This window comes from Actinoplanes octamycinicus, assembly GCF_014205225.1.
Lineage (GTDB): Bacteria > Actinomycetota > Actinomycetes > Mycobacteriales > Micromonosporaceae > Actinoplanes > Actinoplanes octamycinicus.
The window spans coordinates 385,180-397,732 of the sequence record NZ_JACHNB010000001.1; the positions used below are offsets into that span (position 1 = coordinate 385,180).

Annotated in this window: 9 protein-coding genes and 1 pseudogene; 2 read left to right on the top strand and 8 right to left on the bottom strand. The window is 71.1% G+C overall.

Going from position 1 to position 12,553, the window contains the following annotated elements:
- Both nrdR and BJY16_RS01635 read right to left on the bottom strand, forming a co-directional pair.
- Positions 1-522 (bottom strand): transcriptional regulator NrdR, encoded by a 522-nt coding sequence (nrdR, locus tag BJY16_RS01630; RefSeq protein ID WP_185037362.1) that lies wholly within the window; start codon positions 520-522, stop codon positions 1-3.
- 283 nt (positions 523-805) lie between these two features.
- Positions 806-946 carry a hypothetical protein gene (locus BJY16_RS01635; RefSeq protein WP_185037363.1) on the bottom strand — a complete coding sequence of 47 codons (141 nt, stop codon included), beginning with the start codon at positions 944-946 and terminating at the stop codon, positions 806-808.
- 287 nt (positions 947-1,233) lie between these two features.
- Between BJY16_RS01635 and lexA the strand changes: the two genes are divergently transcribed.
- Positions 1,234-1,989: a transcriptional repressor LexA gene (gene lexA / locus BJY16_RS01640; RefSeq protein WP_185046216.1), complete on the top strand. Its 756-nt coding sequence runs from the start codon at positions 1,234-1,236 to the stop codon at positions 1,987-1,989.
- A 104-nt stretch (positions 1,990-2,093) separates the two neighbouring features.
- Here the strand turns inward: lexA and BJY16_RS01645 are convergent, their stop codons facing one another.
- Together BJY16_RS01645 and hflX are read right to left on the bottom strand one after the other, a co-directional pair.
- A complete protein-coding gene (locus BJY16_RS01645) occupies positions 2,094-3,968 on the bottom strand; it encodes a hypothetical protein (protein WP_185037364.1) in 1,875 nt (624 codons plus the stop codon).
- Between the two features lie 103 nt (positions 3,969-4,071).
- Positions 4,072-5,484 carry a GTPase HflX gene (hflX, locus tag BJY16_RS01650; protein WP_185037365.1) on the bottom strand — a complete coding sequence of 471 codons (1,413 nt, stop codon included), beginning with the start codon at positions 5,482-5,484 and terminating at the stop codon, positions 4,072-4,074.
- A 152-nt stretch (positions 5,485-5,636) separates the two neighbouring features.
- Here hflX and BJY16_RS01655 point away from each other — a divergent pair, with 152 nt between their 5' ends.
- A complete protein-coding gene (locus BJY16_RS01655; protein WP_185037366.1) occupies positions 5,637-7,097 on the top strand; it encodes an NAD-dependent malic enzyme in 1,461 nt (486 codons plus the stop codon).
- 283 nt (positions 7,098-7,380) lie between these two features.
- On the opposite strand, the gene BJY16_RS01660 is transcribed toward BJY16_RS01655, so the two are convergent.
- The 4 genes and pseudogenes from BJY16_RS01660 to miaA all read right to left on the bottom strand — a co-directional run bounded on the left by BJY16_RS01660 (position 7,381) and on the right by miaA (position 12,497).
- Positions 7,381-8,598 carry an IS110 family RNA-guided transposase gene (locus BJY16_RS01660; RefSeq protein WP_311775284.1) on the bottom strand — a complete coding sequence of 406 codons (1,218 nt, stop codon included), beginning with the start codon at positions 8,596-8,598 and terminating at the stop codon, positions 7,381-7,383.
- A gap of 1,195 nt (positions 8,599-9,793) precedes the next feature.
- A complete protein-coding gene (locus tag BJY16_RS01665; protein WP_185037367.1) occupies positions 9,794-10,516 on the bottom strand; it encodes a glycerophosphodiester phosphodiesterase in 723 nt (240 codons plus the stop codon).
- A 200-nt stretch (positions 10,517-10,716) separates the two neighbouring features.
- Positions 10,717-11,559, bottom strand: a pseudogene (dapF, locus tag BJY16_RS01670) (diaminopimelate epimerase); the annotation flags it as partial.
- 8 nt (positions 11,560-11,567) lie between these two features.
- Complete coding sequence (miaA, locus tag BJY16_RS01675; protein WP_239178003.1) at positions 11,568-12,497, bottom strand: tRNA (adenosine(37)-N6)-dimethylallyltransferase MiaA; 930 nt, start codon at positions 12,495-12,497, stop codon at positions 11,568-11,570.
- Between the last annotated feature and the right edge of the window lie 56 nt (positions 12,498-12,553).

The following is a 12,553-nucleotide window of genomic DNA, read 5'->3' on the forward strand; positions in this document are numbered from 1 at the left end:
TCAGCCGTTGATCTTGGGAACCCGCGCCGAACCGGACCGCGGCGCGACGGCGTGTCGCGTCCCGGCGTCCCGGACGGGCGGCGCGTCCCGCAGCGAGGCGATCTCCTTCTCGAACTCGTCGAGCGAGTCGAAGGACTTGTAGACGCTGGCGAACCGCAGATAGGCCACCTGGTCGAGTTCACGCAACGGCGTGAGGATCGCCAAGCCGACCTCATGGCTCGGGATCTCGGCAGCGCCGCGCGCCCGGACGGTCTCCTCGACCCGCTGCGCGAGCAACGCGATCGAGTCCTCGTCGACGGGCCGGCCCTGGCAGGCCTTGCGCACCCCACTCATGATCTTGGTCCGGCTGAAGGGCTCGGTGACGCCGCTGCGCTTGACCACCGCGAGCACCGCCTCCTCGACCGTGGTGAAACGCTTGCCGCACTCGGGGCACGAGCGGCGCCGACGGATCAGCTGACCGTCGTCCGCCTCGCGCGAGTCCACGACCCGCGAATCGGCGTGCCGGCAGTACGGGCAACGCACCGCGATCTCCCCTCTCGCCCCTCACCCGGGCACGCCGAAAAACAGCCACGCCTGTGTCGAGACATCGGCGCGACTGTGAACGAACCTGCGGAAAACCGGGGAGGAGAAACCCAACCTGTGGATGGCTTACATCTCTGTAACCACTAGATGTTGGGGAAGACGCTATGCCGCAGCGGACGCCGACGCAAGTTTGGCGACGTGCCGACGCGCCGTATTTTGCGCCTCAACACGCTGGGGTGACCGCATGATCACACGGCGCGTCGGGAAAGCGTTTGCGGCCGGGTCAGCCGTGCGAGGCAGTCGCGAACAGGACAGCGCTCGACAGCACCGCCATGAGGAGGAACAGGCCGAAAAGGACCACCTTGCCGCGCCGGGTCAACCGCAGGGGCGGAGCGACGTGTCGCGTGCCACCGGTGACGACCATGACAAGACCCCTCTCTCGGACACCCGTTCGATAGAACGCCCGTACGACGGTCTATCAGAACGGGAGTACGAAAATCCAGTCCTGACGAGCGACACGCCGGTGAAACCTCGTACAGATGTTTGAATATGTCGCACCCGCCCACTACGGTTTCCTGTCAAGAGGGGTCAGCCGGACAAACGCCATCCCCACGGCGCGTCCGGCTCCGCGACGCACCACGTGCCGACAGGCACTGGCCGACAGGGAGGGCGGACGTGTCGACCGACGACCGCACGAGCCAGCAGCAACCGATGAGGAAGCCGGAGGGCGGCAGTGCCGCGGCCGCCATGCGACGCCGCACGCCGAGCCGGGCCCGGTCAGCGGACGCCCCGCAGCTGCGTTCGGTGACCGCGGTGGGCAGCCTGGCCGAGCCGGTCGCCACCGACCTCACCGCCCGGCAGCGGCGCATCCTCGAGTTCATCCGCGAGTGGGGCGAGAAATACGGTTACCCGCCGAGCGTCCGGGAGATCGGTGAGGCCGTCGGCCTGGTCTCCCCGTCCAGCGTGGCGTACCAGTTGAAGGCCCTGGAGACCAAGGGCTACCTGCGCCGCGACCCGAACCGGCCGCGCGCCGTCGACGTCCGCTCGCCCGGCGAGCTGGTCGACGACGAGGCGCTGCGGGCGGCCCGTCCGCAGCCGGCCTACGTGCCGCTGGTCGGCCGGATCGCCGCCGGCGGCCCGATCCTCGCCGAGCAGGCGGTGGAGGACTTCTTCCCGCTGCCGCGCGAGCTGGTCGGCGAGGGCGAGGTCTTCATGCTCGAGGTCAAGGGCGACTCGATGATCGACGCGGCGATCTGCAACGGCGACTGGGTGGTGGTCCGCCAGCAGCCGACCGCCGAGGCCGGCGACATCGTGGCCGCCATGATCGACGGCGAGGCCACGGTGAAGAGCTACCGGCAGCGCGACGGCCACGTCTGGCTGATGCCGGCCAACCCGGCCTTCGACCCGATCCCCGGCGACGACGCGACCATCATGGGTCGCGTGGTGGCCGTCCTGCGCCGCGTCTGACCCGCGCGGGGATCACCACCGCTTTTCGGTACGCCGCGAGCGCTCTCCTGACGCCGGAGACGCGAAGGGCCGGCACCCACCCGGGTGCCGGCCCTTCCGTTCGCTCAGCGGCGGTTGTAACCGCCGTCGTCCCGTCCCTGCGGGGGACGGCCACCGCCATACATCCCGGCCTGGCGCTGCGGCCCACCACCCTGCGGCGGACGCGGCTGACCCTGACCCTGCGGACGCGGCTGGCCCTGGCCCTGCGGCCGCGGCTGGCCGCCGCCCTGCGGACGCGGACCGCCTTGCAGGCGCTGGCCACCCTGCGGAGGCCGCGGCTGACCGCCGCCCTGCTGACCGCCGTAGACCCCACCGCCGCCACCGCGGCCTGGCTGCTGCTGCGGACCCCGCGGCGGCGGCTGCTGACCACCGGCCTGCGGCCGCTGCTGCGGACCCCGCGGCTGCTGCTGCCCGCCACCGCCCTGCGGCCGCTGCTGCGGACCACGCGGCTGCTGCTGCCCGCCGCCGCCCTGCGGCCGCTGCTGCGGTCCACGTGGCTGCTGCTGCGGGCCGCCCCGGCCGGGCTGCCCCTGCTGCGGACCCCGCTGCGGCTGCGGCGGGCGCGGCTGCTGCTGCTGCCCACCGCCCTGCGGCCGCTGCTGCGGACCACGCGGCCCCTGCGGCGGCTGCCCGGCGGGCCGGGCGTACTGCGGAGCGGCACCGGCCGGCGGCCCGGACTTGGCGCCGTACACCGGACCGTTGCCCCCGGCGGCGTAAGCGGCGCCGCCGCGCGGCGGGATCCCGCCGCTGCCCACGCCGATCAGCTCGGTCTCCGGGTCACCGGCGGCGGCGATCCCGCCGCTCGGCGCGTCGTCGACGCTCGCCCCGCGCGGGTTCTGCTTGCGGAACCGGACGATGCCGAACACCCCGGCCCCGACCAGCAGCAGGCCGAGCACGCCGACCCCGGCCACCAGGTTGGTGATGTCACTCACGTCCAGGTCCGAGTACCACGACTTGGCCGCGGCGCCACCGGACTGCTTCTTGGAGTTGACCGCGACCGTGGTGGCCGGCTCGTACGACCGGATGTAGTTCGCGGTCTCCTTGTCCCCGTTCATGTCGGAGACGGTGAGGAAGCTCTTGCCGTCCGCGCTGTACGCGATCGCCTCGCCGTACTGCTCGTTCGGCAGGCCGGTGGTGCGCGGCTTGCCTTTCAGCGCGCCGACGATGTCACCGTTCTTGACGTCCCACTCCATCGCGTCGGTGTAGGTGCGGAGCACCACCTTCGACCCGTCGGCGGAGACCGCGCCACCGGTGACCACCCGGTTGAACGTCTTGGCGAACGCGTTGCTCGGCGTCTCGGTGGGCTGGATCGCCACCTCACCGGCCTTGACCATCGGGACCGGCGTCTTGTTGTTCGCCTTCAGCGGGCCGGACGGCTTGTAGATGAAGGCCGCCCCGGTCACCTCTTTGGTCACGATGTACGGCGTGCCGTCCGGCGCCATCAGCAGCGCCTCGGAGTCGTGCTTGTCGCCCTCGGGGTAGCTGAGCCGGTAGATCACCGGCGCCTTCTTGCCGTTGGCCGGCATGTTCCAGAGCGCGACGTGCGGGCGCGGGTCATCGCCCTTGAGGATGGCGTTGTCGCCGGTGTCGGCGATCCAGACGGAGCCGTCCTTCGGCGAGACGATCATGTCCTCGGTGTCGAGGGGGTTGCTCGGGTACGACTTGTCGTCCTTGATGGCGCAGGACGAGTCCAGGAAGAAGACCTTCCGGTGGCCGGCGTCGGTCGAGCTGTCGTCGATGGCGATGAAGCCTCCGCCCTTCGTCGCCACCAGACCGGAGACCTCGTCGAGCAGAGGGTCCTTGACCTTGCAAACCTTCTTACCGGGCGTCGCCTTGGCGCTGACCGTCGCCGTCGGGGTCGGGTCAGCGGCGGACGCGCCGGTGCCACCGACCGTCACCAGGCCCAGGCCCAGCACGATCGAGAACACGAGACGCCGCATCCGCACAGTGTCGCATGCGGCGTCCCCCATCGGTGTAACGCGTGGATCAACCCTGGTCAAAGGTCACCAGGTGTCTGTTTTCGCACTCGTTCTCATGTGACTCTCAGCAACGGAACTGTTCCAGATCGGCCGCCAGCCGCTCGTCGACCAGCACCCGGAACTCGGTGCCGTCGTCCAGGTGCCGGGACTGCAGCACCTGCCCGGTCCGGTGCACCCGGGCGACCAGATCACCCCGGTCGTACGGCAGCAGGATCCGCATGTCCACGGCCGGCCGGGGCAGCCGGGCCGCGATCGCCTCGCGCAGCTCCGCGATGCCCGAACCGGACCGCGCCGAGACGAACACCGCGTCCGGCCAGGTGCGCTTGAGCCGGAGCACGGTCTCCTCGTCGGCCGCGTCCATCTTGTTGATCACCAGCAGCTCGGGGATCCGGTCCGCCCCGACCTCGCCGAGCACCTCGCGGACCGCGCTCACCTGACCCTCCGGATCCGGGTGCGAGCCGTCGACGACGTGCACCACCAGGTCGGCCTCGGCCACCTCCTCCAGCGTCGAGCGGAACGCCTCGACGATCTGGTGCGGCAGGTGCCGGACGAACCCGACGGTGTCGGAGAGCGTGTAGACCCGGCCGTCCTCCGCGGAGGTGCGCCGGGTGGTCGGGTCCAGGGTGGCGAACAACGCGTTCTCCACCAGGACGCCGGCCTCGGTCAGACGGTTCAGCAGGCTGGACTTGCCGGCGTTGGTGTAACCGGCGATCGCCACCGCGGGCGTGCCGCTGGCCTGCCGGCGGGACCGCTTGGTCTCCCGGACGGTCCGCATCGCCTTGATCTCGCGGCGTAGCTTGGCGATCCGCTGGTTGATCCGCCGCCGGTCGGTCTCCAGCTTCGTCTCACCGGGACCACGGGTGCCGACGCCACCGCCGCCGGAGCCACCGCCGGCGCCGCCGCCCTGCCGGGACAGCGACTCACCCCAGCCGCGCAGACGCGGCAGGAGATACTGCAACTGGGCCAGCTCGACCTGGGCCTTGCCCTCTTTGCTCTTCGCGTGCTGGGCGAAGATGTCCAGGATCAGCGCGGTCCGGTCGACCACCTTCACCTTGACCTGCTGCTCCAGGTTGCGCAGCTGGGACGGGGACAGCTCGCCGTCGCAGATGACGGTGTCGGCGCCGCTGGCGACGACCGCGTCGCGCAGCTCGTCGACCTTGCCCCGGCCGATGAACGTCGCGGCGTCCGGCTGCCGGCGCCGCTGGATCAGGCCCTCCAGGACCTGGGAACCGGCGGTCTCGGCGAGTTGCGCGAGCTCGGTCAGCGAGTTGTCCGCGTCCTCCACGCTGCCCTCGGTCCAGACGCCGACCAGCACGACTCGCTCGAGTCGCAGCTGACGGTACTCAACCTCGGTGATGTCGGTCAGCTCGGTGGAGAGCCCGGCCACCCGCCTGAGCGAGTGCCGCTCCTCCAGCTCGAGCTCACCGGTCGTGAAGTCCGGCTCGTCAAGGACGGGTGCCTGGTACGTGTTTCGCAAAAGTGACCTCCTCCGCCCGATCGTGGCACGTCACGCGGGCGACCGCATCCACATAAGCGTGGCTGACTCACCAGTAACCACCGCAGAGGTATCGAACATTCCGAGCGAGCGACAATTCGATAGCTCACCCCACCAACGTCGGAGGGAACACCGTGGTGACCACCCGCCTGCCGAGCGCAGGATTCTCGATCACGATCCGCATCGCCGTTACCGCGGACGCCTCGTCCATCGGCCGGCTCACCACCTGCGTCGGCGAGGCCGGGGCGATCGTGACGGCACTGGACGTGGTGGACTCCGACCCCACCCGGGTGCTCGTCGACCTCACCTGTGACACCGCCGACTCGGCGCACGCCGACCAGGTCGTCAAGCAGCTCGAGGACCAGGACGGGGTGGATGTCCGGAAGGTCTCCGACCGTACCTTCCTGCTGCACCTGGGCGGCAAGATCGAGGTCAACTCGAAGGTCGCGCTGCGCAACCGGGACGAGCTGTCCCGGGCGTACACGCCGGGGGTGGCCCGGGTCTGCATGGCGATCGCGGAGAATCCGGCGGACGCCCGCCGGCTGACCATCAAGCGCAACACGGTGGCCGTGGTGAGCGACGGCTCGGCCGTGCTCGGCCTGGGCAACATCGGCCCGGCCGCGGCGATGCCGGTGATGGAGGGCAAGGCCGCGCTGTTCAAGCGGTTCGGCGGGGTGGACGCCTGGCCGGTGGTGCTGGACACCCAGGACACCGACGAGATCGTCAAGATCGTCAAGGCGATCGCCCCGGCCTACGGCGGGATCAACCTGGAGGACATCGCCGCGCCGCGCTGCTTCGAGATCGAGGCGCGGCTGCGCGAGCAGCTGGACATCCCGGTCTTCCACGACGACCAGCACGGCACCGCGATCTGCGTGCTGGCCGCGCTGACCAACGCGCTGCGCGTGGTCGGCAAGCGGATGCAGGACGTCAAGGTGGTGGTCTCCGGCGCCGGCGCGGCCGGCACCGCGATCATGAAGCTGCTGATGCGCCAGGGCGTCGGCGACATCATCGCCTACGACCGGAAGGGCGCGCTGCACCGCGGCATGCCCGACCTGAACCCGTCGATGCAGTGGCTGGCCGACCACACCAACAAGGCGAACTACTCGGGTGACCTGCCCGGCGCGATCGCCGGCGCCGACGTCTTCATCGGCGTCTCCGCGCCGAACCTGCTGACCGGCGACGACATCGCCAAGATGGCGGACAAGTCGATCGTCTTCGCGATGGCCAACCCGGACCCGGAGGTCGACCCGCGGGAGGCCCGCAAGCACGCCGCGGTGGTCGCCACCGGCCGCTCCGACCAGCCCAACCAGATCAACAACGTGCTGGCCTTCCCCGGCGTCTTCCGCGGCATGCTGGACGTCAGCGCCGAGGAGTTCACCGAGGAGATGGCCCTCGCCGCGGCCCGCGCCATCGCGGACGTGGTCGGCGAGGACAAGCTCAACCCCACAGTGATCATCCCGAGCGTCTTCGACCCCCGGGTGACCCCGGCGGTCGCCGCCGCGATCCGAGCGGTCGTCCGCGGCGTCCCGGCCCCGGCCAACCCGGCCGCCACCCCGGAGTCCGAGCTGGACCAGGCCCCGGAGGGCATCTTCTGACGGCGTCGTTGTTCGGGGCCGCCTGATCACCTCGCCCGCCCGATCGGAGCGACGACCTCGTCGTCCCGACCGCCCGATCGGAGCGATGACCTCGCCGTCCCGACCGCCCGATCGGAGCGATGACCTCGCCGTCCCGACCGCCCGACCGGAGCGATGACCTCGTCGTCCGGACCGCCTGATCGGAGCGATGACCTCGTCGTCCGGACCGCCTGATTCCAAGATCAAGATCATCATTGACGCGGGTCCGCGCGGGTGCAGATCGCATGCTCCCGGCACCCCTCTGTCAAGGGGTTGGTGTGAGGGGTGTTTTAGGGTGGTGGTTGGCGGGTCCGGGTTGTGACTTTTCCGAAGTGTCGATCTTGGGGTTTGGGTCGGCCGCGCTGGAGTTCAGAGTCGCCCCCGTGTGTCCTCCCGGACCCGTCGCTGTCTGTTGTGCCGTGTGGTCGTCTTTGATCATTTGGCGGTAGACGGTGTCGGACAGGCGTCGTTTCAACGCTCGCATGGCTTCCATCGCGGTTTTGCCTTCGGCGCGTTTGCGCTGGTAGTAGGCGCGGCCGGGGGTGTCGAAGCGGAGCTGGGTGATGGCCATGATGTGCAGGACCCGGTTGATGCGCCGGTTCCCGGCCCGGTTGAGCCGGTGATGATGGTTGTCGCCGGAGGACACGTCGATGGGGGCGGTGCCGTTCCAGGTGGCGAAGTGCCCGCGGGTCGGGAAGCGGCTGATGTCGCCGATGTCGCCGAGCAGGCGGGCGGCGCCGGAGGGGCCGATGCCGTTGAGGCTGGTCAGCTGGGTGCCGGTGGCGGCCAGCACGGTCTTCAGCTGCCGGTTGGCTGCTTTGATCTTGGTGTCCAGGGTGGTGAGCTCGTCGGCCAGGTCGCCGGCCAGCTGATAGCGGGTGGCGGTGACGATGTCGCCGGCCGGGACGCTGACGCGTTCGAGCAGGGTGCGGGCCTGGTCGGTGGTCAGGTTCTTCTTCGCGCCGCCGGGGATCAGTTCGAGCAGTAGCTGGTGCAGCCGGTTGATGGTCTCGGTGCGGGTGGCGCCGAGCTGGTCGCGGCGGTCGGCCAGCAGCCGCAGCGCGACGGTGGCGCCGTCGGCGTGAACGCGGCGCAGGCCCGGGGTGCGCAGGGCGGTCACCGCGATGTGGTGCGCGTCGTGACCGTCGGTTTTACGGCCGTGCCCGGTGTCAAAGTTGCGGGCTTTCGCGGCGAGTTTCGCCGGGACGTCCAGCACGGTTTCGCCGTCGGCGACCAGCCGCTGGGCCAGGTGCCGGCCGATGCCGTTACAGCCCTCGACCGCCCACACCCGGCCGGCGTGACGGCGGCCGGCGGCGAGCATCTGCTGGTAGCCACCGGTGTCGGTGCCGTACCTGCCACGGGCCAGCACCTGTTCACGCTCGTTGATGATCTCGATCGTCGCGGACCGCTTGTGCGGATCGACTCCAATGATCAGCTGACCCATGTACCCGTTGACCTTCCCGTCGTCGCGGCAGAACCACACCAGCGGGAGGGCAACGCTACTTACAGCTGGGCAAACCCCTCTTCAGCCACTCCGCGCCACGGTGACCGGCAGGGTCCAAGCCGGGAGAGAGCCACACCCCGCCATATGAGTGGGCAGCGCGGGCCTGAGCACCCTACCGATCACCTCGACCAAGCCTGGCCGGGCCGCGGTCGTACACCAAATTCTCTTTAAGTAGCGCGGGCCGGGCGGGCTGATCTGGCCGCTGCGCGTCCATGACGATCACCCCACCCTTCACGACCCGTGGGTGGTCACCGAGAACCCTCCCACCCACCGCCGCGTCGCAGTCAGCACCGCATTCTGCGAGGCACGCGTCACCCACGGCGTGCTGTCCGCAACACCGCGCTGCCCACCACACCGCGTCGCCCACGCCTGTTGCCGGCCACCGCGTTGCCTACAACACCGCGTCGCCCACGGCCGTTGCCCGCCACCGCGTTACCCACAACACCGCGTTACCCAGACTGTTGTCCGCCACCACGCTGCCCCACCACACCGCGTTACCCAGGCTGTTGCCTGCAACACCGCCCTGCCCCCACCGCGACGCCCACACCTGTTGCCCGCCACCGCACTGCCCACCACACCGCAACGCCCACGCCTATTGCCTGCAACACCGCGCTGCCCCACCACACCGCGACGCCCACACCTGTTGCCGCTCGTGAGCCGTTATCAAGCCGTCTGAGCGCACCGCCACCGCGCTGCCCCACCACACCGCAACGCCCACACCTGTTGCCCGCCACCGCGCTGCCCACCACACCGCGACGCCCACAGCTGTTGCCCACCACGGCGTTACCCACAACACCGCGTTGTCCACAGCCCGCCCGCCGGCGCCCTCCAAAATCCGCCACACTGTCCGAGGAAGGTCCCCCTTGGGGAGGGCGGGCTGTGAGCGGCGGCATGGCCGATCGGCGGTGCGGTGACTCGGGATTAGGCAGCGGCGCAGCCGATCGGCACGCCTGCGCAGCACGGGATCAAGCAGCAAACCAACCGATTGGCGGCCTGCGGCTCAGGATCAGGCGGCGGCCAGACGGATCGGCACGGCTGCGGCTTGGGGTCCCGCGGCGGCCCACTCGGATCGGTACGGCTGCGGCTCTCTGTCAGGCGGCGACCCGACGATCGGCACGGCTGCGGCTTGGGTCCCGCAGCGGCCCAGCCGGATCGACACGGCTGCGGCTCTCTGTCAGGCGGCGGCCCAGCCGGAGAGTTCGCCGACGTAGTCGGTGATCAGGCCGGCTACGCCCGCGTCGACCAGAGGGCGCCACTGGGTGAGGTCGTTGGCGGTCCATGGCATGACGCCGACGCCGAGCTCGGTGAGGGCGGCCATCGTCTCCGGGCCGGTCAGGACGTCGGCGACCGACGGGTTGCAGTAGGTGACGCCCAGCTCGCGGCAGAGTTCGACGGTTTCCGCGTCGAAGCGGAACAGCAGCAGGCCGCGGCGCACCTCCGGGGCCAGCTGACGGGCCTTGCGGACCACGTCCGCCTCGAAGCTCTGCACGACCGTACGGTCCAGCAGGTCGAACTCGGCCAGCGTGGCGATCACCGTCTTGACCTCGTCCAGGGTGGCCGGCGGCTTGATCTCCAGCAGGATCTCGGCGGCGGTGGGCTGCAGCACGGCCAGCGCCTCGGCCAGCGTCGGCACCCGCAGGCCGGCGTGCCCGGGGCCGAACCAGGAACCGGCGTCCAGCGTGGCGATCTCGTCGGCGCGCAGGTCCCAGACCCGGCCGGAGCCGGAGGTGGTGCGGTCCACGGTCCGGTCGTGGATCACCACCGGGACGCCGTCGGCGGTGCACCGCACGTCGAACTCGACGAAGGTGGCGCCGGCCCGCGCGGCGGCGGCCAGGGCGGGCAGCGTGTTCTCCGGGGCCACCGCGGAGTAACCACGGTGGGCGACGCGGTGCAGCATCAGCCGGCCACCGCCGAAGCGCCCGGGGTCGCCGGGTCCGGGGCCGCCGAAGCCGGGCCGACCGGGGACGGGCCGACAGAGGACGGGCCGGCCGAGGACGGGTCGACAGAGGACGGGTCGACCGGGGACGAGGTCGAGGCCACCGAGGTCGAGACCGCGGACGTCGAAGACGCCGAAGTCGGGGCTGCCGGGGCGGATAGGGCGAACACCGCCGGGTCCAGCTCACCGGAGGCGACCAGGACCGCTGGGCCGGCCAGCCACCAGGCGCCCTGCTCGTCGCAGGTGATCACGAGACGGCCGCCCAGGACGTCGACGGCGACGGAGCCGCTGGTCAGGCCGGCCTCCCGCAGGGCGACCGCGCCGACCGCGAGGGCGCCGGTGCCGCAGGACATGGTCTCGCCCGAGCCGCGCTCGTGCACCCGCATCCGGACGTGCCGGTCCATCCCGGGGACGGGCTCGGCGGGCTCGACGAACTCCACGTTCACCCCGGCGGTGAACAGCGCCTGGTCGGCCAGCGGGGCGGTGGTCAGGTCCAGGCCGGCCAGCTCGACGCCGTCGTGCAGGCCGCAGACCAGGTGCGGGTTGCCGCAGTCGACGGCGAGGCCGGGGACGGTGAGCGCCCCCACGGTGGCGGTGCTCGCGGCGTAGACCCGGGGCGTGCTCATCCGTACCGAAATCGTGTCGGTCGAGACCACGGCGAACATGACGCCGGCCCGGGTCGCCACCGGCAGACCCGCCGGGTCTGCCGTGGCCAGGCCGTGCTCCACCAGGTAGCGGGCGAAGACCCGGACGCCGTTGCCGCACATCTCGGCGATCGAGCCGTCGCTGTTCCAGTAGTCCATGAACCACTCGGCGTCGGCGGCGTGCCCGGTCGCCTCGGGGTGTTTCGCGGCGCGCACCACCCGCAGCACGCCGTCACCGCCGATCCCGCGCCGCCGGTCGCAGAGCGCGGCGACCAGCGCCGGCGTCAGCTGCAGCTCGCCGTCGGGGTCGGGAAGGATGACGAAGTCGTTGGCGGTGCCGTGGCCCTTGGTGAAAAACACGCCGTCCATCATCGCGCAACGGCCAGCGCGTCGGCCACGAGCGTCGGGGCGGCCCCGTCCAGCCAGGTGATCGCCGGGTCCCGGCGGAACCAGGAACGCTGCCGCCGGACGAACCGGCGGGTGCCGCGCACCGTCTCGTCCTTCGCCTCCGACTCGGTCAGCACGCCGTCCAGCTGGGCGATGGCCTGCTGGTAGCCGAGCGCCCGGGAAGCGGTCCGGCCGTCCCGGATGCCCGCCGCGTCCAGCGCGCGCACCTCGTCGAGCAGCCCGGCCGCCCACATCAGGTCGACCCGCCGGGCGATCCGCTCGTCCAGCTCGGCCACCTCCCGGTCGACGCCGATCTGCACCGACGGGTAGTACGGCCGCGGATCGGGCAGGGCGGCGGTGAACGGCTGCCCGGTCAGCTCGATGACCTCCAGGGCGCGGACGATCCGCCGGCCGTTGGACGGCAGGATCTTGCCGGCCGCGACCGGGTCCCGGTCCCGCAGCCGGGCGAAGAGCGGCGCCGGCCCGGTCTCGGCCAGCTCGGCCTCCAGCCGGGCCCGGATCACCGGATCGGTACCCGGGAACTCGAACTCCTCCAGCACCGCCCGCAGGTACAGCCCGGACCCGCCGACCAGCAGCGGCACCCGGCCCCGGGCCCGGATGTCGTCGATCGCCGCGCGGGCCAGCGCCTGGTACTCGGCGACCGCCGCGGTGACCGAAACGTCCCAGATGTCGAGCAGGTGGTGCGGCACGCCGTCGCGCTCCGCCACGCTCAGTTTCGCGGTCCCGATGTCCATCCCGCGGTAGAGCTGCATGGAGTCGGCGTTGACCACCTCGCCACCCAGCTCGTGGGCGAGTGCGATGCTCAAGGCGGACTTCCCGGCCGCTGTCGGGCCGACGACGGTGACCACGCGAGGACCCGGACTCAACGACACAAAGCAACCGTAGGACAAGGTTGTGTCACGGTCGTCGGCGGGAGCTTTCCCCTAACCGGGTTGGACCTGTGACA

Bases quoted from the DNA above. Each gene is read 5' to 3' on its own strand.
- lexA (WP_185046216.1), top strand. From the start codon at position 1,234: ATGAGGAAGCCGGAGGGCGGCAGTGCCGCGGCCGCCATGCGACGCCGC.
- BJY16_RS01665 (WP_185037367.1), bottom strand. From the start codon at position 10,516: ATGCTGCACCGCGTCGCCCACCGTGGTTACTCCGCGGTGGCCCCGGAG.
- BJY16_RS01635 (WP_185037363.1), bottom strand. From the start codon at position 946: ATGGTCGTCACCGGTGGCACGCGACACGTCGCTCCGCCCCTGCGGTTG.
- BJY16_RS01645 (WP_185037364.1), bottom strand. From the start codon at position 3,968: ATGCGGCGTCTCGTGTTCTCGATCGTGCTGGGCCTGGGCCTGGTGACG.